The sequence below is a fragment of the Flavobacterium sp. genome (genome assembly GCF_027531905.1).
Classification (GTDB): Bacteria; Bacteroidota; Bacteroidia; order Flavobacteriales; family Flavobacteriaceae; genus Flavobacterium.
On sequence record NZ_JAPZSU010000053.1, the window covers coordinates 20,998 to 41,643 of the forward strand.

The window sequence follows — 20,646 nt, forward strand, 5'->3', positions numbered from 1 at the left end:
CCACTTTGTGGATGGCTTTTTTGATTTTAGGACGTTTTATTTTTTTAAATCTACTCCAAAATTCGGATCAAGTTCAAAAGTTGGTGAATATTGATTCTGTTTTTTTTTTTTTTGAATTCTTTTTTAAAAATTTTTGAAACCATAATTTGAATAAACATCTATTCAAACAAAAAAAGGTTTTTTATTTTTCTACTAACAAAAAAGTATTACATTTAACACTTCAACGATAAAACAGTACACTTTATCTATTATTTGAAATATTTTACATAACTAAACGCGTTTTGAATTAAACTATTAATGAGTAATCTAGTAAGCCATTTTAAAAATTTAATCTCCAATGATTTGTTTTTGAGGATGTCTGTTTATTTAGATGAAAAAGACACTTTGTTAAGAAAAGCTATCGAGACGAGTATTTGTACGGTGTTAGTTGGTGTGGAAAAAAGCATTGATTTTCAAGGTCTTTTGCATTCATTAGACGAATTGGATGTGGTTGATGAGCAAGAAATGGATGGTTTACATTCAAGTGGTTTGTTGTTTTCGTCGGGGCAATTATTCTTGGACAAGCTTTTTTCAGCAAAAAAAGATAGGATTTCTGAAATGATTTCAAATGAAGTTTGTGTAAAAAGTGAAACAGCTCGAGCGATTTTGAATTTAGTTGCAATGGTAATATTGGCTAATTTAAAAAAAGAGCCTCCAAAGAATTTAAGGTCACTTTTGGAGTCCCAATCCCATACTTTGTATGGATACCTGCCAAGAGGTGTAAAACTTATTTTAGGGATCCCAAATGTTGACTATGGATCAATACATTTAAAAGAAAAGGAACGTGCGTTTTTTGGTTTTTCGTTTTTTCGTTCAAAAAAATAATAATTTTATCAATATAGGTTTCTGATTTGTAGTTAATTATAGTAACCATTGGAGGGATGTTGAGTTGTTCAACATCCCTTTTGTTATATAACAAAATTATTTTTTTTCAATCCAATGATTAATTTTACTCTCTAAAAGAGCCAAGGGCAAGCAACCTGATTCTAATACTTTTTCATGGTATTTTTTAATATCAAAAGCGCTGCCCAACTTGGTTTTTGCTTTTTCTCGAAGTTCTTTTATTTTGAGTTGCCCCATTTTGTAGGATAACGCCTGTCCTGGAATGGCCATGTAGCGTTCTATTTCGGGGATGATGCTGGCTTCACTTTCTGCCTCGTTTTCTAGAGAATATTGGATGGCTTGTTCTCTGGTCCAACCTTTGCTGTGCAATCCTGTATCGACCACCAAACGGATAGCGCGATGCATTTCGTTGCCTAACATTCCGAAATATTGGTATGGGTCTTTATATAATCCTAATTCTTTACCTAAACTTTCGGTGTACAAAGCCCAGCCTTCTCCATAAGCACCAAACCAATTGTATTTTCTGAAATCAGGTAAATTAGTATTTTCTTGTTGTAGGGAAACCTGAAAATGATGTCCCGGGATAGCCTCGTGTAAAAACAAATCTTCGTCGCCATACACATTGTAGCTTTTCACGTCTGGAATAGGTACGTAAAAAATTCCTGGACGGCTACCATCGGCTGTACCTTGATTGTATTCGGCGCTGGCGGTTTTTTCACGAAAAGCTTCGGTTCTTCTTACTTCAAATTTGGTTTTGGGTTGTAATGAAAATAACTGATTGACTTTGGGTTCAATAACCTTATGAATACGATTAAAATTAGCAATCACTTGTTCAGGTTTAGTAAAAGGCATTAATTCTTTTTTGTTTCGCACTTCATCAAAAAAAGCCAATAAACTTCCTTTGAATCCCACTTGCGCTTTTACTTTTTCCATTTCCCCTCGAATTCTAGCTACTTCTTTCAATCCTAATTCGTGAATGGCTTCTGGAGAGGTGGTGGTTGTAGTCCACTGTTTGGCATAACTGGCGTATAGATTTTTTCCAAACGAAAGGCTACCGATACCACTTGTAGCTCTTGAAGCAGGAAGGTATTCTGTTTTCAAAAAAGTGGTTATTTTTTGGTATTTCGGAATCAGTTTTGTGGTAATAACCGCGCTGTATTTATTGGCAATGTCTTGTTTAGTTGTTGCTGAAAAAGTAGAAGGCATCAGTTTCACTGCAGAATAAAATAGATTGTCCTCTATTTTGGCTGTAGGCATTTGTTCAAATTGAGGAATCATTTTTTGGGTTAAAGCTTTTGGTAATACTACTCCTTCCTTGATTCCTTTTTTCATATAGACCATTGCCGAATCAATCCATTGGCTGTATAATTCCATCCTTTTTAAGAAGTTGGTGTAATCTTTTTCGGTTTTAAAAGGTTGTGCTCCGGTGCCACCAGCCATTTGTCCGATTGTTAAATGAGTGCCTTCAAACTGACTCATAGGCATCAAATTAGTAGGATATTGTAGCATTTCCTTGCCCATAGCAATTTCCCATTTTATGATTTCATAGCTGTTCAGCTCTTCTTCAGAAAGGATTGATGTGTCTATGGTGCTTAATGCCGTTTCGTATTTTTCATAAAAAGCTTCTTGCTTTTTTCGGTACGAATTCGTCATTTCAAACTGTAGTTGGTCGTTGTATTCATTTTGACCATTTTGCGTGGCACCAAGCGGATTCAAGACATTTTTGTCGTCAAAGTAGCTCTTGGTAAGAGCAGTAAAATCGGTTGAGTTTGCTTCTTTTTTGCAGCTAATTAAAAATACAGTTAGCGTAAAAGTTAACAGGAATAGGTTTTTTTTCATTTTGATTAGTTTAGAACAACCGTAAAGCTACTTTATTTTTTGTAAATATTACCCGTGATAGACTCTCGAAGCGATAATTTTTTCATTTTTTACTTCCAAAACTTCAGCGACTAACAAATCTGTCTCGTTTTCTACCTTTCTTACATACTCCATAAATACTCGATCGCCATTGGCGGTAAGCGAAGTTACTTTGTAGTGTAAACTAGGAAGTCTTTCAAAAGCCTCTTGCCACCATGCCCTCAAGGCTTCTTTGCCCGAAATCAAACCGTTTGTTTCGGGTTGATGGATTTTTAGCTTTGGACTAAAATGAACCGCTTCATCATCATATAGAGACAACAATTTTTCTAGTTCTTTAGTGTTAAAACAATCGAACCATTTGTAGGCTATGGAAATTAATTTTTCTGGAGTCATAAATTTTTATAATTAAAAAATCCCATTGCAATTGGATTGAAATGGGATGGTTTAGTAGTTACTTTGTTAAACGTTTTTCAAATTGATAATTTCTTGATCCGTCAGTAATCGCCAATTCCCCCTTGGTAAATTCTTCTTGGTCAAACCTGCAAACGAAACACGATCAATACGTAATACGTCATAACTGAATTGCTCAAAAATAGAACGGACCACTTTTACATTCGCAGAGCGTAATTTTAAACCCACTTCGCTTTTTGCTTCATTCTCTATATAGCTGACATCTTCTACAAAAACGCGATGCCCATCAATAACCAAACCTTTGTTGATTTTTTCTAAATCTTCAAATTTCAAATTTTTATCCAATGAAACTTGATAGATTTTGGATGATTTCTGATTCGGCAAGGTGAATTTTCGAATCATATCGGTGTCATTAGTAAACAATAACAAACCGGTTGTGTTTTTGTCCATTCTACCAATCGGTGCAATTTTGGATGTCGTTGAGCCTTTAACCAGTTCCAATACATTGCGGTATTCCTGACCTTCGTCAAGTGCGGTAGTGAAGTTTTTAGGCTTGTTCAATAAGATGTAAACTTTCTTCTCTGGAGTCAAAACTTTCCCGTCAAAGTTCACTACATCCGTTGATTTCACTAAGTATCCCATTTCAGTTACCGGAACGCCATTTACCTTTACATTACCAGATTGAATATAAATATCTGCATCACGTCTCGAACAAACGCCCGAGTTCGAAATGTATTTATTCAAACGAATTTCGTCTTTTTCTTTAAGTCTTTTGGCTACTTGATTGGGTTTTTTAACCACTTTGTCTGCCTCTTCAATTTTAGCAGTTGGTTTTGCTTTTTTAGGCCCTTGTGCCCTTTTTTGCATCGCAGGTTTTGGCTTATTCGAATTGGGTCTTGAACCAGCTGGTCTTGCTCCGCCTCGTTTGTTGTTGCCTTCCTTATTATTCATAATAATCTATAATTTGGGTCAAAGATACTATTTATATCCTTGTGAAACGATTTTCGATAATTAGAAAACGATAACTAACTCGTTTATAGTAGTTAAGTGCTGTTTTTTAAGAAGTAGCATTGTTGTTAGGAGCTGTTTCCTGCTGTCCACTATATCTTTACTGCCGAACCCCGGCAGTAAAGGATGCCGTTCCCATCAGGGCTAGGGAATCCTGCACTAAAGAACATTTTCAGTCAAAGAAATTACTGCCTCAACAACCAATTTTTAGCATGCCAAAGCACACTTGGATTAATCAAAACAATACAGAAAACGCCCGCTACAATCAAAAATTTCAAAATGTTGTGCAATCTAATATAGTGTGTTTTCTGGTTTGATTGCCATAATAAGACCTGAAAAAACAACAGTACAATCAAACAGCTGTAAAAATAACTATCCATATAACCCACATCATACAGCTCAATCAAAATATACACAGGAACCAACGTTAAAACCGTTAATCCTGTACTGATTCTTTTGGACCAATTCTCTCCATAAAATACAGGAATGGTGTGATAATTATTGGCCAAATCGCCTTTCAAATTTTCTAAATCTTTGATCAATTCTCGAATCAAAATCAATAAAAACAAAAAAGAAGCGTGGGCGAAGATTACCGCAAAATGATCTTTGTGACTTTCCAAATCTTCAATCGAAGTGGGTTTGTAGTAGTACAAAAGAATCGCAAAAAACGGCCAAACGGCCAGCAAAGCCGCTGATAAGTTTCCAATAAAAACGATTTTTTTCAATTTATGGGAATAGAACCAAATCAGAAAAATGTAGAATGAAAAAAACAGTAAGGCTCGCCAAGAAATAAACCAAGCCATCAATGCCACAATGAAATTCAAAGTAAAATACACCTGAAGTTTCGTTTTTTGACTCACCAATCGGTCCAACATCGATTTGTTCGGACGATTGATTAAATCTTTTTGGCTGTCGTAAAAATTATTAATAATGTACCCTGAGGCTATCGCAATCGCTGAAGCAAATACTAAAATAAAGATATTAAAATCCAATAAAATACTAAGCGCACGTTGTTCTGGCGCCATGATAAAAATAGCCGACAAATACTGCGCAATGATAATTATTGGAATGTTGTATCCTCGGATAACAGAGAACAAACTAACGATTTTTAATAACAATAGCTTTTGCTCTCGTTGCATCATGAATAGCGTCTGGGGTGGTTTAGAATTGGTACACTACTTCAAGTTTGTAGTCTTTTAAAGATGCTTTGGCACGTTCCAAGTCTTGTGTAAAACCAAGAATGTAACCGCCGCCTCCAGAACCGCAAAGTTTTAAGTAGTAGTCATTTGTGTCAATTCCTTGTTGCCAAACCCCGTGAAATTGTTCAGGAATCATTGGCTTGAAATGATTCAAAACGACCTTAGACAATTTCTTTGTGTTGCTAAACAACGCTTTGATGTCTCCAACAAGAAAATTTTCAACACAAGCATCTGTATGTTTTACAAATTGTGATTTCAACATATTGCGAAATCCTTTGTCTTTAAGGTTTTCCATGAATATATTCACCATCGGAGCGGTTTCTCCCACGATGCCTGAATCTAGCAAAAACACAGCACCTTTGCCGTCAAAACTTTGAGTCGGAATGCCTGTGGCTTCAATATTGTCTTTAGAATTGATTAAAATCGGAATGCTCAAATAGCTGTTTAATGGGTCTAAACCTGAACTTTTTCCGTGAAAAAAACTTTCCATTTGAGAAAAAATGGTTTTTAATTCCAATAATTTCTCGCGGGTTAAGTTTTCTAAAACAGTGATTTTATGTTGTGCGTATTTGTCATAAATAGCCGCCACCAAAGCACCACTACTGCCTACGCCATAGCCTTGCGGAATGCTAGAATCAAAGTACATCCCTTCGTTCACATCTTTTTGCAAAGTGGCAATGTCAAATTGTACCAAATCTGGTTGCTCTGTTTGTAAGGACTCCAAATAGGTTACAAATCGTTTCAAGTGACCGTTAGACGCGATCGCTTCTGGCGAAGGATGGTCCTCTTTTTTAAGGGCACCATTGTAAAAGTTATAAGGAATAGACAATCCTTTAGAGTCTTGAATGATTCCGTACTCTCCGAAAAGTAATATTTTTGAGTAAAATAAAGGTCCTTTCATATAATGCTATTATTTTATTTTCTTAATTTTTGTTGGGTCTTGTCTGGTGTCGAACACGGCTACCACAACGATATGTTTATTGCTAAAATGATAAAAAAGACTAATTTGTTTGGTAATTACTCCTTTTCGGATTTTTCTATTAAAACGCGAAACAGGAAATAACTCTGGATTATCAATTAGTAGCTGTAAGATATCATTTATTTTGTTGGCAAATTTTATTTTGGTGTTTTCATTCCATTTTGATTGCAAGAAATCAAAAATAGTTTTCATTTCTGATTGCGCTTTTGGCGTGATTACAACCGTTTTTTTCATTACTTCAAATAAGGTTTGATAAATTCATCAAACGAAACGAATTCCCCATTTTCATATTCTTTCAATGATTCATTGATTTCAAACTGTTGCTCTTGTGTCAGTTCTTCCCAAAAATCTTTTTTCGAAGCGTTGAAAATCTTCTTTATAGAAGCTATAATAGTCACATCATTGGTTGCTTCCAATAATTTGATTAATTCCAGTTTTTCTATTTCAATATCCATTTGATAATTTATTTAGTCATCAAATTATTTTCTTAATTTTTGTTGGATCTTGTCTGGTGTCAAAAAATGACAAAAGACGTATTTCCTGATTGTTGAAACTATAGTATAGAGTGGTTTGTTTCGAAATCACACATTTTCTTATTTTTTTATTTGCTTCAGATTTTGGAAAAATTTCGGGGTCTTTTTGTATTAAAACTACAAACCTATCCAATGTAGCAACAAATTTTTCTTTCGTAATTAATGAGAATCTATATTCTAAATACTCAATTAATTCTTCCAATTGCAATTTAGAACGCCGAGAGAAAATTATTTTTCTCATTTTCGGTATTTTGACATTACTTCTTCATAAAGAAAATATTCTCCTCGGTCAATTTCTCTTTCCGATTCTTCAATTTGATCTCTTTGTTCCTGTGTCAGTTCTTCCCAAAAATCTTTTTTCGAAGCATTGAAAATTTTTTTAATGGCGGCAACAATAGTCACATCGTTGGTTGCTTCCAATAATTTGATTAATTCCAATTTTTCTAATTCTATGTCCATAACCGTTTCATTAGAGATAGGTGTCAAAGATAGCAAAAAACAGTTTACAATGCTGCAGCACCAAACCCAATTTGGTCGCAAAGATATTGTCCATTTTGACAATAGCCAACTAATTCACTTTGAATGAATTGTAAAACAGATTCTTTTGCGTTTTCAGGGTATAAAACGTGTACATTTGCTCCCGCATCAAGTGTAAAACAAACGGGTGTTTTGGTTTCATTTCGGTACTTCCAGATGGCGTTGATAATCTGTAGTGTGTTTGGTTTCATTAGAATGAAATACGGCATAGAAGTCATCATCATCGCGTGCAAGGTTAACGCCTCGCTTTCTACAATTTTGATGAAAGACTCCAAATCACCAGTTTCGAATATTGGAATCAGTTGGTCGATATTTTCATGCGCTTGTTCAAAACGACGTGCTGCAAAAGGATGATTATGCATTAAATCATGTCCTACAGTACTTGATACTTGCTTTTCGCCTTTGTCTACCAACAAAATAGTATCTTGATAGTTCTCAAAAACCGAATGTACTTTTCCTGAAAAAGGTACGCCAAAAAGGTTGGAGCTTCCTTCAATATTCGCTTGATTGCCCCAAACTACCAAATTTCCTTTTACACTTCTACACGCACTTCCTGAGCCTAAACGCGCTAAAAAAGAAGCTTTTTGATAAAAATACTCCTCAGTCATTTCAGGGTTTAATGCTTTTTCAATACTCATAAAATTCATAGCCAAAGCCGCCATTCCCGAAGCCGAAGAAGCAATTCCAGAGCTGTGTGGGAACGTATTTTCGGTATTGATGGTAAAATGATAGTCTTTCAAAAAGGGCATAAATGGTGTTATGCGCTCTAAGAATTTCTGAATCTTTGGTTTAAAATCTTCTTTGAGCTGCCCTTCAAAAAGCAAATCAAAAGAGTAATCGCTTGGATTGGTACCGTTGATAGAAGTCGAAAGGTCTCTTTTTTCAAAAGCCAAACTGGTAATGGTTTTACAGTTATTTAGCGTAAAACTTATAGAGGGATTGGCTGGTATTTGATGGCCCAAATCGTCTCTTTTTCCCCAATACTTAACTAAAGCAATGTTACTTGGAGCACTCCATTGAAAAAGGCCTTTTTCTATGTTGTGTGTATAGGTCTGATTTGGTATAAAAGTGTTCGTATCGGTCATGAAAGGTAAAATTTTGGCAAAGATACTTTTTTTGGTAATTGACTCGTTGAGTGAAATACAAATAAAATTAAATCTCAACCACATAGAGTCATAGATTACTAGCAAAAAAATAAACAATAAATAGAAATACTACTATTCTACACATAGTGTAGCTATGTGAAAAGTAAAACGTCTATTTGCTTCTTTGATAACCTATAAAATCTATGAATCTATGTGGTAAAAAAATAATTTTGTGCATTTGGTTTATTTCTTTTGATAAACCTTTAGTTACTTTTGGCTATTTTTGAATCCACATAAAAACATAATGTAATGAATAAGATTACCCGAATTCTTACCGTAGTAGTCACTTGTTTGGCAATAGGTTATTTTTCAAGTACAGTTACCAAAGCCGCTATTTTAGATTGGTATCCTACATTAGTAAAACCTTCATTTAATCCACCTAATTGGGTTTTTGCGCCTGTTTGGAGTTTGTTGTATGTGATGATGGGTGTTTCGGCTGGTTTGGTTTGGGATAAAATCGAATGGAATCGACCGATTGTAAAGAAAGCCTTGACGTTGTTTGCGATACAATTAGCATTGAATGCCTTGTGGTCGTATTTGTTTTTTGGTTTGCATAATCCTTTTTTAGCCGGAATCGAGATTGTTTTATTGTGGCTGATGATTTATGAAACCTATCTTCAGTTTGCTAAAATCAATAAAATTTCTGGCTATTTATTGCTGCCTTATTTGGCTTGGGTAAGTTTTGCAATAGTATTAAATATAAGTATTTGGTGGTTAAATAAATAATTCGGTATATTTGTTTTTACAAATAATAAGTGAATAATAGACAATTACCCTAATGCAAAAAATCTTTTTCTTTACCCTTTTTTTATTTTTCCAAACAAGTCACGCTCAACATTCTTTATCAGAAACTGAAAAATTAGCCACTACTGCCAAAGTTTGGGGCTTCTTGAAATACTATCATCCTAACGTGGCTAGCGGAAAGTACGATTGGGACAAAGAATTATTTACTATTCTACCTCAAGTAGAAAAAGCTAAAAACAAAAAAGAGTTCTCTGAAGTGATAGAAAACTGGATTACTTCACTTGGCGAAGTAAAGAAAATTGAACCTATTGCTGTGTCAAATGAAATTAAGTATTTTGATAAAAACTTAAATGCAACTTGGCTAAACAATCCTCATTTTTTTTCAAAATCTCTTTCAGAAAAATTAACCTTCATTTTAGAGAATCGATTACAGACTAATCATTTTTATTATAGAAAAGGAGAGCCTAAACCAGATGCTATTTCTTATGAGTTTAGTAATGAAATAAAATATCCTGAGTACGATTGGAAGGACCGAAACTTTCGTTTGTTGGCCTTATTCCGTTATTGGAATTATGTAGAATATTTTTTTCCTTACAAATATGTAATGGATCAAAATTGGGATGATGTTCTTTATGAAATGCTCCCGAAATTCAATACTGCTAGCACACAACTTGAGTATCATTTATTGATGCGCGAGCTAGTAATTAAATTAAATGATTTACATGCTTTCTTGGGTACAAAAGTGATGTTAGAAAAATTTGGCAAAAAACAAATACCTGTAGGAATAAGAGTTGTTGATGATAAGGTCTTAATTAATCAAATATACAATGATTCTTTGGCTAAAATCAGCGATATTAGAGTAGGTGATATCATTACAAAAGTGGGAGGAAAAACAATACCTGAAATTTTAAAAGAATCACGAAAATATTTAGATGGCGGTAATGATGTCTTGCGGGCTAGCCATTCTTGGTATCATATTTTTAATGGTCATACAGATTCAGTAAAAGTAGAATACAATCGAGAAGGTAAAGTGGCTGAGAAATACATTTATCGATATACTGCAAATTTGTTCAGGAGAACTAATAAAGAGTTTGGGCAATGGAAACTTTTAGACGGTAATATTGGTTATGTGAATTTGGGAGAAGTATATCCAGAAGATATTGAAGGTATCATGACAAAACTTAAAAGTACCAAAGCAATAGTTTTTGATCTAAGGCTGGGAGCTCATGATACAAATTATATCTTAGCGGAATATTTAAACCCAGAACCCAAAGAATTTGCAAAATTTATCGATCCTGATGTAACATATCCAGGACGATTTATATGGAGAGAATCTGAAATGTGTGGTAAAACAAATCCTGATTACTATAAAGGAAAAGTTATTGCTTTAGTCAATCAGTTTACTCAGAGCCACGGTGAATACTCAGCTATGTGTTTGCAATCGGCTCCCAATACAACTGTTATTGGTAGTCAAACAGCAGGCGCCGATGGAGGGGTAATTAGGTTTGAGATACTTGATGGTTTCAATACACAGTTTAGTGGTTTGGGCGTGTTTTATCCTGATGGACGCGAAACACAACGCATTGGGATAGTTCCCGATATCGAGGCAAAACCGACCATCTTGGGTCTTCGTGAAGGTAAGGATGAAGTGTTGGAACGAGCGATTCAATTTATAGAAACAGGGAAGTAGTTGGTGTACAAGTTTTCTTTGAATCTACTAAAATCTAGTGATGGTTTTGGCGGGTCAATAAATTGCAAAACAATTACCCCACCGCATTCGCCACAATAAACCCACTCGTCCAAGCATTTTGGAAATTAAAGCCACCTGTAATGGCGTCGATGTTGACAATTTCACCCGCAAAATAAAGGTTGGGATGAATTTTACTTTCCATCGTTTTAAAGTTGATTTCCTTTAAATCAATACCACCAGCAGTAACGAATTCTTCTTTGAAAGTGCTTTTACCATTGATTTGGAAAACACCATTCGTGAGTTGTTGTGCCAAGTTTTGCAGTTGGGTTTTGGACAAATCCGCCCATTTGGTTTCAGCAGTAATGCCAGCAGCCAGTACCAAACTTTCCCACAAACGATTGGTGAGTTCAAAAGGTGATTTTTTAGCGACTGTTTTTTTGGCTTGTTCTTGTTTTAGGGTTTTCAGTTGAGCGATGGCTTCTTCGGTATCGATGGTATGTAGCCAATTCACAAAAAGCGTAAATTGATAGTTTTTGTCGTGCAAAATGCGGGCACCCCAAGCGGATAGTTTCAAAATAGCGGGCCCACTCATCCCCCAATGGGTAATTAAAAGTGGCCCAGTGGCTTCGAGTTTGGTGTCTTTTACTCGCACGGTTACTTTTGCTGAAACGCCTGGTAATTCTTTGATTCGAGGGTCTTTGGTGTTAAAGGTAAATAAAGAGGGCACGGGAGGAATGATGGCGTGGCCAAATTCCTGTAGCATCTCCCAAATTTTTGGATTGCTTCCCGTTGCTAAAATCAATTTCTCGGCTTGATAATTTTGATTTTGGGTATCAATTTTCCAGTAGTTGTCTTTTTTGAAAATAGATTGTACGCTCTGACCCGTGAGGACTTTGATGCCCAATTGTTGGGTGGCTTTTAGAAAACAGTCAATGATGGTTTGAGAAGAATTCGAAACAGGAAACATTCGGCCATCGTCTTCAATTTTCAGGGCTACGCCGTGGCGTTCAAACCACTCAATGGTATCTCCAGAGCAAAATTGATGGAAAGGACCTCGCAATTCTTTTTCGCCTCTTGGATAAAATTTTACGAGTTCGTTAGATTCAAAACAAGCGTGGGTCACATTGCAGCGCCCGCCACCCGAAATGCGCACTTTGCCTAGCACTTCGGCGCCACGTTCTAAAATGGCAACTTTGGCTTTTGGATTTCTTTCTACAATGTTGATGGCAGTAAAAAAACCTGCAGCGCCACCTCCCACAATTAAACAGTCGTACATCATCGTAATCTTTCGGGAAAATTACAAAAAATTCCATCGACACCCAATGCGATTACTTTTTTAATGTCTTCAGGTTCGTTTACGGTGTACGTATTGATTTTAAATCCTTCTTGGTGAATGCGTTTTACATTTTCGGGCGTAAGGGTTTTGAACCAAGGATTGATGGATTGTGCCTTTAATTGATGCGCTATTGGTAGTGCGTCTAGTGGATTTTCTTCGGTTAAAACGTCGATGGCTATTTTGGAATCGAGTTTTCGATAGGTTTCTAATTCGTTCCAAAGGAAACTCGAGATGATAAAATCAGAAGTTTTCCAGCCTTTTTTGCCAAAAGCAGCAACAATTTTATGTGTAGCTTCGGCGGTATTTTTGCCTTTTAATTCGATATTCAAAGGTACTTTTCGGTCGATGGTGGTGATGATTTCTTCTAGGGTAGGAATGTGATGTCCGCCTTTTACGATTACTTTTCGCAAGGCTTCGAAAGAGTAGTCTTCTATCGGACCTTTTGCATTGGTTAGGCTATCCAAAATATCGTCGTGAAATACCATCACTTCTCCTGTTTTGATGACGAACACATCAATTTCGATGCGGTCGACGCCCATCGCTAATGCTTTTTTAATCGCGGGAACGGTATTTTGGGTTTCGTGTCCCATAGCGCCTCTATGGCCTATGTTGAGTGGTTTGTGCATAGTAGTACAACTGGTTAATCCAATAAAAATAAGCCAAAGATACGGTTGAAGTTTCATTTTTTTTCTTTTGGTCTAAAATAGGAAAAAGCAATTACTTCTTGGTTAAATATGACGTTATCATTGTTTTATGTTTTTTTGTGAAATTAACCGCAAGGTTCGCAAAGTTTTACGCAAGGAACGCAAAGTGAAAAAGTATTTCTTCATGTTTCTTTGTGGTAAAAATTAACCGCAAGGTGCGCAAAGATGTACACAAGGAACGCAAAGTATAAAAGTATTTTTTAGTGTTTCTTTGTGGTAAAAATTAACCGCAAGGCTCGCAAAGATTTAAGCAAGGAACGCAAAGTGAAAAAGTACAAAAGTATTTCTTAGTGTTACTTTGTGATTTCTTAGTGTTTCTTTGTGGTAAAAATTAACCGCAAGGTGCGCAAAGATGTACGCATGGAACGCAAAGTATAAAAGTACAAAAGCATTGCTTCTTGTTTCTTCGTGGAAAAAAAACGCCACAAATTCAAAAATTTTAATCCCTATTTGGGAAATGAATTTGCAAATTTGCGGTGTTTGAATTCTTATGAAATCTTTATTTTTTTTCTTCTAAAAGCACAAAAGTGAAATTAGAATTGATACTTACTTTTCCATTGGTCACTTTTGCTTCTTGGTTAGAATAAGCATCGCGAAGAAGGGTTCCATCTGCGAAAATTGTGCCTACAGGTATTTCTTTGGCTCCAAGATTCACATCTAATGCAATGACCACTTGGTCGGTGAAGTTTCCATTTGAAAAATAACGACTGAAGGTATAAGGAGTAGCCGAGATTTGTTTGTGAACTCCAGCTCCGATTGCAGGATGGTTTTTTCTGAACTGTCCTAGTTTTTGCCAATGCGCCAATGTTTTTTGAGTTTCAGGATTGGTTTTGATGGCTTTCCAATTCATAAATGAGCGTAAAGTGGCATCGCCTTTTGCACCTTCGATAGCTAAGGAACGGGCAGATTCATCCCCATAATACACTTGCGAAATTCCGGGAGAAAGCAAAAGTTTAGTCCCACTTTCGATGGTTTTTTCTCTTTTGGCATCGAATGGACCACCATCGTCGTGAGAGGATAAATAATTCAGCACGCTATACCCTTGTAGCTCATCGTTTAGCTTTGAAGAGTATTTGGAAAAGATGAATTCATAGTCTTTTTGTGCATCCCATTTGAACTCAAAATTAATCATATTGTTGAAGCCATTTTGGAAATAATTGATTTTTTTATCGCCAAAATCAAATTCTTGGCCAGCGCTTATTCCGTAGTTATATACCTCGGCTATGGTGTAAAACGAGTTGTTATCTAGAACTTTGGACGGGTTGTTTTTCTTCCAAACCTCAAAGGCATAATTGCATTCTTTTTGGAAGGCTGCCCATACTTTTTCGTCGGTGTGTTTTACGGTATCGGCACGGTAGCCATCGATTCCAAATTCAACGATATAATCGGTCAACCATTTGATGATGTAGTATTTTGGCGCTCTTGGATAGCCTGTTCTTTTGAAAAAAGCATCTAACGAAGCCATTTCTTTTTCGTAACGGCCTTCTTTTTTCCATTTTTCAATTAAGAAAGGAGGAAGGGCTACTTCTTTTTCGCTTTCGGTTTTTACGTCTGGAAGGTTGGCTACTAGTGTACAAGCGGTAGTTCCTTCGAAAGTTTTGTAATCGCATTGAGGAGATGTTCTTACCCATTCGCTTGGCCATACGGGATCATTGGCTGTTACGGGTCCTGTGTGATTGATTACACCATCTAATACAATTCGGATTCCTTTGGCGTGCGCTTTTTTAACCAATTCTGCTAAGTCTTTTTTAGTACCAAAATTTGGATCTAAAGCCGTCCAATCTTTGGCCCAATACCCGTGGAAGCCATAACTTAAACCGGTTCCTTCGTCTACACCATCGTGAATTTGTTCTACAATTGGTGTCAACCAAATGGCATTGATTCCTAGTTTTTCAAAATAACTTTCTTCTATTTTTTTAGTGATTCCTTTTATATTTCCTCCCTCAAAACCGCGTAGTTTTCCAGTAGTTTTGGTTCGGTCAAAATAAATTTCTTTCTTATTGTTGTCGTCATTAAAACGGTCGGTTAGCAAGAAATACAAATTGGCACCTTCCCAAACAAAAGGAGTAGTTTCTTTTTTAGGTGAACCCTTTTTTTGGGCATTAGTATATCCGCAAAACAAGGAAAATAGGGCGAGTGTTAATGCTAAAGCTTTATTTTTCATTATTTATTGAATTTGAATTAGCGTTGGTTTGTTTTTGGTTACTGGAATTGAAACATTTATCGTGTTCGATTCTTTTGTGAATGGGGTTACAACTCCGTTTACTTTGATTTGGCTGGCAGTAGGAGCGTTGTGCAATATCAAATTGGCTTTTTTGTCTTTTGAAGTGTAGGTTTTTCCAACTTGTGTTGCAACGGTAATAGTAGTCACTTTGTTTTTAGAAATGGCTTTGAAATTGAGTATTTCATAATTCCCTTTTTCAAAAGCATTGCTGGTCAATCCATCATCATTGTAGAGCTTCCCTTCGCTGTTTGTTGTTTTTTCGTCCATAAAATAATGCAAGTCAAAGGAGTCTAAACTATATTTTGTGGTATTTTGAATGGTTTTTATCATTGGAATGAAAGCACCCCCACGTACAAAAACCGGAATATGATCGGTGGCTGTAGCTACATTTGCAGTACTTCCTCCTTGGTATTTTGCATCAGAATAAAAGTCGAACCAGGTATTGTTTTTTGGAAAATAGATCTCTGCCGATTTCTTACCTGCTTCGGTGATGGGATGAACCAGAAAGTCATTACCCCAAAGGTAAGTGTGTGCTACGGTTTGTAGCGTTTTGTTTTCAGGCTCTTCAAAAAACAAGGGACGCATCAATGGGGTTCCTTTTTGATTATTTTCAAAGGCGATGGTATAATTGTAAGGCAACAATTGGTATCTCAATTCCACTTGTTTTTTAGCATTAGCTTTGGTTACAATGTCTTTAAAAACAGGTTCTGAAGGAACTTCTTGTTGGGCATGCGGTCTAAAAATGGGTTGAAAAACACCATATTGTAACCATCTTAGGTACAATTCATTGTCGTAGTAATCACCGGCAAATCCACCTAAATCGGAGTGCATGTAGCCTATCCCTTGTAATCCCATTTGTAAAGAAATTTCGGTTTGTGGCTGTAATCCGCCCCAAGTACGATTCACATCGCCTGTCCAGGGCATCATACCAAAACGTTGCGATCCAGAGTAACCTGAACGCATCAAGATAAACGGACGCGTAGCTGAAAAGTCTTTTTTGTAGCCCTCTGCAATTAATTCTGCCCAGTGGTGACCGTAGATATTGTGTACTTCGTCAGCGGTTCCACCTTTTGTGATGGCAGCTGAAGGGAATACTTCGGGTTCTCCTAGATCGCCCCAAAATCCGCCAACACCTTGTTGGATTAATCTTTTGTACACATCCCAAAACCATTGTTTTCCGTCGGGATTGAAAATATCTACAATTCCGGTGTTACCAAAAAAGAAATCAAAAGTAAACGGTTTACCATCTTTGTCCGTTGCTAAAACTTTTTTCTCTACGGTTTCATTCCATTTACTTGATGTTGTAGTGATGAACGGTTCGGTAATCAAAACGGTTTTTACGCCTTTTTGGTTTAAGTCATCGATCATTTTGGTTGGATTGGGAAAGTTGTCTTTGTCCCAATCTAAATTACCCATAGTTCCAGTAATTTCTTTTCCAAACCAATATAAATCCAAAATAATAGCATCTACAGGAATACCATCTTTGAGGTATTTATCAATAGTTTTGTTGACTTCGTCTTGTGAGTGATACCCAAAACGGCTGGAGAAATTCCCTAAAGTCCAAAGCGCAGGCAAAGGTTGTTTTCCAGTTAACGTCGTATAACTATCAATCAAATCAGTCCAAGAATTTCCTGCAATTACCTGATAGGTTTTACGACCCGAAATGGTTTCATAAGCCAAAGTATTGTCTTTTTTACTATCTAAATCCAAGTAACCAATTGGCGCATTGTCAAAATGCACTGCATAGATTTTAGAAGAAAGCACTAAAGGCATAGTGAAATTCATCAATTCAGAATGCGTTTCGTAGCCATAATGGGCTTTGTTGTACAATTGTAAACGATGGCCACGACGGTTCATGCCCAAAACTCGTTCTCCAGTACCGTACAATATTTCGGTATTATCTAAATTAAAATCAAGGATTTCGTGGTTGTCTTTTTTGAAATAGCCTGTTTTTTCCGAAATCAGTTCTTTGTTTTTGTACAAGTAGCTTATTTTAAAAGGCATTTTTTCAATAACGACCACAATTCCATTTGTTGCCATTTGAATGGAAGTTGGAGTTGTGGTAATTTTGAGGTTGACCTTTTGAGGCGATGCCACTACGGCATGTGATTTGGGATTGGCTTTTTCTCCATTTGGTACAAACGAAGTGGAAATGATTTTGTCAGAATACGGTTGGAAAGTGTACACACCATCTGAAGTCGTAACTTCAAGAGATTGATTGTTTTTTTTGAAACTTTCAAACTTTCGATTGGCATTTTGTGCCAATGCTAGTGAGCTGAATAACAGGAATACGATTATTTTTCTCATTTTTTTTAAATTTTAAACCCTTTCAAAGCGGACTTTGAAAGGGTTATTATTATTAAGTGAATTGAATTAGTTGGGTTGAACCACTACTTCTTTTCCGTTGACAAATACGGTCAATGCTTGGTCTCCTTCTAATGAAAATTTGGTTTCATTATGAGTGACTTTTATTTTAAGGATTTGATGTCTAAAGTTGATTTTAAACGAATAGCCTTCCCATTCATTTGGGATTTTTGGAGCAAAATGTAAGGCGTCATTTTTGATACGCATTCCTCCAAAACCTTCTACAATACTCATCCAAGTCCCTGCCATAGAGGTAATGTGGCAGCCTTCTTCTACTTCTTTGTTGTAGTCATCTAAATCTAGACGAGAAGTTCTTAAGTAGAACGCATACGCCATATCCATTTTGTCTAATTTGGCCGCTTGGATAGAATGCACGCATGGAGAAAGGGAACTTTCGTGAACTGTAAATGATTCATAGAATTCAAAATTCTTCCTTAATTCTTCTGTAGTAAAATGATCTTCGAAGAAATAGAATCCTTGAAGTACGTCCGCTTGCTTGATGTATGGCGAACGCAATACTCTATCCCAAGACCATTTTTGATTAATTGGTCGTTGCGATTTGTCTAGGTCTTTTACAGGAACTAAATCTTTGTCTAAGAAGCCATCTTGCTGCAAGTAAATCCCCAATTCTTCTGATTTTGGGAAATACATATTGCCAGCAACTTTTTTCCAATCTTGTAATTCAGCATCACCGAGACTTACTTTTTCGATGATACGTTTGTGATCTGAAGGATACTCTGTGGCTACTTTTTGAATTTGCTCATAGGTATAATCAATACACCATTTAGCAATATAATTGGTGTAGAAGTTATTATTGATGTTGTTCTCGTATTCGTTAGGTCCAGTTACTCCTAGAATAACGAATTGGTTTTTGTCTTTAGAGAAAGAAGCTCTTTGGTGCCAAAAACGTGCGATACCAATCAAAACTTCTAATCCTTTTTCTGGGATATAAGAATAATCTCCAGTATATCTGTAATAGTTAAATATAGCAAAAGCGATGGCTCCATTACGGTGAATTTCTTCGTGTGTAATTTCCCATTCGTTATGGCATTCTTCACCATTCATGGTAACCATTGGATACAAAGCTGCACCGTTTTTGAATCCTAAATTGTCTTTAGCATTTTCAATGGCTTTGTCCAATTGGTTGTAACGATACGTCAATAAGTTACGCGCAACTTCTTGGTCTTTGGTGGCCATGTAAAACGGAATACAATACGCTTCAGTATCCCAATATGTTGATCCACCATATTTTTCTCCGGTAAAACCTTTTGGACCAATGTTTAAGCGAGAATCTTTCCCTAAATACGTTTGATTTAATTGGAAAATATTGAAACGAATTCCTTGTTGTGCTTTTACATCTCCGGCAATGGTAATGTCTGACATTTCCCAAATTTTTGCCCAAGCGTCAATTTGTTCTTGTAAAGACACTTCATAGCCTTTAGCTAAAGCGGTTTGAATCACTTTTTCGGCAGCCGCCAAAGTGTTATCGTAATTTAAAGAAACCGTATACCCTCCAATTTTTTGGATAGAAGATACTTCTCCTTTGGCCACCAAAGTATCATAAGTGTATTGTACTTTGTCGTTTGTAGATTCAATGGATGAAGCTGATATTTGAGAAGGAACTCCATTAATCAAAACGGTATTGTGCATAAAAGTGGTCACTTTAAAATGCGTTTTGAACGTTTGAGCGGTTACAAAAGCGTCATGCGTAGCTTTTTTTACTTCAAGAGGTTCCCAGAATTTTTCTTCCCAATTGGCATCTTCATTGGTGATTCCAGCATCAATATACGGTTTGTAGACTATTTTTGCATCCTTGTTTAGTGGAGTGATTTCATAGTTGATGAATCCTGCTTCGTCTAAATTTAAACTTAAAAAACGACGGACATTTACAGCAATTTCAGTTCCGTTGGCCAAAGTCGCTTCGAAGGAACGGTGGTACCATCCTTCTTTCATGTTCAATTCTCTTTTGAAATTTTTAACTTGAGTACAAGTAAATAAATCAAAATTTTCACCATTAATTTCTATATCAATTCCAATCCAGTTCGGAGCATTTAATACTTTAGCGAAGTATTTTGGGTACCCGTTTTTCCACCATCCCACTTTCGTTTTATCTGGATAGTAAATTCCGGCAATATAACTTCCTTGAAAAGTTGGTCCAGAGTAGCTTTCTTCAAAATTAGCTCTTTGTCCCATAGCGCCATTTCCTATACTGAAAAGACTTTCGGATGATTTTACTCTTTCGACATCAAATTCTTCTTCAATGATGGACCAATTGTCTGCTTTTATATAATCTTGGTTCATTTTATTTTAATTTATTTTAATTTCTATTGTTATTCTGTGGCGACTTATTTTAAAGTCAAAAGAAATCTTTTATTTTTCTATTAATTCCTTTAAAAACTCAGTTCCCATGAAGGTAAAATCCTTAAAGTTATGGTGCGCTTCATGTAAAATACTATCATCGCCAATTCCGATACTCGTCATGTTGCCAATGTTAGCAGCTTGAATTCCCGCGACAGAATCTTCAAAAACAAAAGCATCCTTAGCGGCTACATTTAAAAGTTTAGCAGCTATTAAAAACACTTCGGGATCAGGTTTTGCGTTTGATACATCATTGCCATCTACAATGGCATCGAAATAAGATAGAATGCCTGTTTTTTCTAAAATAGGTCTTGCGTTTTTACTAGCCGAACCTAAGGCGATGAGTTGTTCGTTGTCTTTTAGGTAATTCAAAACGGAGTGTACGCCTGGAAGCAATTCGCTCTCGTCCATATCTACCAAATAAGACAAATAGTCTTCATTTTTTTGAACCAACCATTGCTCTTTTTGTTCCTGAGTGGCTTGTATGTCGCCTAATTCTAAAATAATATCTAGCGATCGTACTCGGCTAACTCCTTTTAATAATTCATTATGTTCGTGTGTAAATTCGATGTTTAAGCTGTCAGCAATTTTCTTCCAAGCTAAATAATGGTATTTTGCTGTGTCCACAATTACACCATCTAAATCGAAAATAAATCCTTTTTTTTTCTTCATTTT

The 20,646-nt window shown here is 36.1% G+C and carries 19 protein-coding genes; 3 read left to right on the forward strand and 16 right to left on the reverse strand.

The window, feature by feature from the left end; genetic code table 11:
- The first annotated feature begins 297 nt into the window (after positions 1–297).
- Positions 298–864, forward strand: coding sequence for a DUF937 domain-containing protein (locus O9307_RS12930; RefSeq protein WP_298299996.1), 567 nt, complete (start codon positions 298–300; stop codon positions 862–864).
- Positions 865–960: 96 nt separating this feature from the next.
- Here the strand turns inward: O9307_RS12930 and O9307_RS12935 are convergent, their stop codons facing one another.
- The 10 genes from O9307_RS12935 to O9307_RS12980 form a co-directional block, all read right to left on the reverse strand.
- The gene (locus O9307_RS12935) at positions 961–2,721 is read right to left on the reverse strand and encodes a DUF885 domain-containing protein (RefSeq protein WP_298299998.1); all 1,761 of its coding nucleotides are present in this window, start codon (positions 2,719–2,721) and stop codon (positions 961–963) included.
- 48 nt (positions 2,722–2,769) lie between these two features.
- The gene (locus O9307_RS12940; RefSeq protein WP_298300000.1) at positions 2,770–3,132 is read right to left on the reverse strand and encodes a nuclear transport factor 2 family protein; all 363 of its coding nucleotides are present in this window, start codon (positions 3,130–3,132) and stop codon (positions 2,770–2,772) included.
- Between the two features lie 66 nt (positions 3,133–3,198).
- A complete protein-coding gene (locus O9307_RS12945) occupies positions 3,199–4,101 on the reverse strand; it encodes a pseudouridine synthase (RefSeq protein ID WP_298300003.1) in 903 nt (300 codons plus the stop codon).
- Between the two features lie 242 nt (positions 4,102–4,343).
- Positions 4,344–5,300, reverse strand: coding sequence for a geranylgeranylglycerol-phosphate geranylgeranyltransferase (locus O9307_RS12950; protein WP_298300004.1), 957 nt, complete (start codon positions 5,298–5,300; stop codon positions 4,344–4,346).
- Between the two features lie 19 nt (positions 5,301–5,319).
- Entirely contained in the window at positions 5,320–6,258 is a 939-nt protein-coding gene (locus tag O9307_RS12955) for a mevalonate kinase (protein WP_298300006.1), read from the reverse strand.
- A gap of 9 nt (positions 6,259–6,267) precedes the next feature.
- The gene (locus O9307_RS12960) at positions 6,268–6,570 is read right to left on the reverse strand and encodes a type II toxin-antitoxin system RelE/ParE family toxin (protein ID WP_298300008.1); all 303 of its coding nucleotides are present in this window, start codon (positions 6,568–6,570) and stop codon (positions 6,268–6,270) included.
- On the reverse strand, positions 6,570–6,791 hold the full coding sequence (locus O9307_RS12965; RefSeq protein ID WP_298300010.1) for a hypothetical protein: 222 nt from the start codon (positions 6,789–6,791) through the stop codon (positions 6,570–6,572). Before O9307_RS12965 ends, O9307_RS12960 begins: the two co-directional genes overlap by 1 nt.
- A gap of 19 nt (positions 6,792–6,810) precedes the next feature.
- Entirely contained in the window at positions 6,811–7,110 is a 300-nt protein-coding gene (locus O9307_RS12970) for a type II toxin-antitoxin system RelE/ParE family toxin (protein ID WP_298300013.1), read from the reverse strand.
- Positions 7,107–7,328, reverse strand: a complete 222-nt coding sequence (locus tag O9307_RS12975) for a hypothetical protein (RefSeq protein WP_298300015.1) — start codon at positions 7,326–7,328, stop codon at positions 7,107–7,109. The genes O9307_RS12970 and O9307_RS12975 overlap by 4 nt, the downstream gene beginning before the upstream one ends.
- Before the next feature lie 44 nt (positions 7,329–7,372).
- Positions 7,373–8,491, reverse strand: a complete 1,119-nt coding sequence (locus O9307_RS12980) for a diphosphomevalonate decarboxylase (RefSeq protein ID WP_298300017.1) — start codon at positions 8,489–8,491, stop codon at positions 7,373–7,375.
- A 309-nt stretch (positions 8,492–8,800) separates the two neighbouring features.
- On the opposite strand from O9307_RS12980, the gene O9307_RS12985 reads away from it, so the two are divergent.
- A complete protein-coding gene (locus tag O9307_RS12985; RefSeq protein ID WP_298300019.1) occupies positions 8,801–9,277 on the forward strand; it encodes a TspO/MBR family protein in 477 nt (158 codons plus the stop codon).
- Between the two features lie 52 nt (positions 9,278–9,329).
- Positions 9,330–10,985 (forward strand): S41 family peptidase, encoded by a 1,656-nt coding sequence (locus O9307_RS12990; RefSeq protein ID WP_298300021.1) that lies wholly within the window; start codon positions 9,330–9,332, stop codon positions 10,983–10,985.
- A gap of 73 nt (positions 10,986–11,058) precedes the next feature.
- Here O9307_RS12990 and O9307_RS12995 read toward each other — a convergent pair whose 3' ends face one another.
- The 6 genes from O9307_RS12995 to pgmB form a co-directional block, all read right to left on the reverse strand.
- Complete coding sequence (locus O9307_RS12995) at positions 11,059–12,270, reverse strand: NAD(P)/FAD-dependent oxidoreductase (protein ID WP_298300074.1); 1,212 nt, start codon at positions 12,268–12,270, stop codon at positions 11,059–11,061.
- On the reverse strand, positions 12,261–13,004 hold the full coding sequence (locus O9307_RS13000) for a glycerophosphodiester phosphodiesterase family protein (RefSeq protein ID WP_298300023.1): 744 nt from the start codon (positions 13,002–13,004) through the stop codon (positions 12,261–12,263). The genes O9307_RS12995 and O9307_RS13000 overlap by 10 nt, the downstream gene beginning before the upstream one ends.
- Before the next feature lie 520 nt (positions 13,005–13,524).
- On the reverse strand, positions 13,525–15,189 hold the full coding sequence (locus O9307_RS13005) for an alpha-amylase family glycosyl hydrolase (protein ID WP_298300025.1): 1,665 nt from the start codon (positions 15,187–15,189) through the stop codon (positions 13,525–13,527).
- 3 nt (positions 15,190–15,192) lie between these two features.
- Positions 15,193–17,556 (reverse strand): TIM-barrel domain-containing protein, encoded by a 2,364-nt coding sequence (locus O9307_RS13010; protein WP_298300026.1) that lies wholly within the window; start codon positions 17,554–17,556, stop codon positions 15,193–15,195.
- A 66-nt stretch (positions 17,557–17,622) separates the two neighbouring features.
- The gene (locus tag O9307_RS13015; RefSeq protein ID WP_298300027.1) at positions 17,623–19,914 is read right to left on the reverse strand and encodes a glycoside hydrolase family 65 protein; all 2,292 of its coding nucleotides are present in this window, start codon (positions 19,912–19,914) and stop codon (positions 17,623–17,625) included.
- Positions 19,915–19,983: 69 nt separating this feature from the next.
- A complete protein-coding gene (gene pgmB / locus O9307_RS13020; protein WP_298300028.1) occupies positions 19,984–20,643 on the reverse strand; it encodes a beta-phosphoglucomutase in 660 nt (219 codons plus the stop codon).
- Positions 20,644–20,646 lie beyond the last annotated feature (3 nt).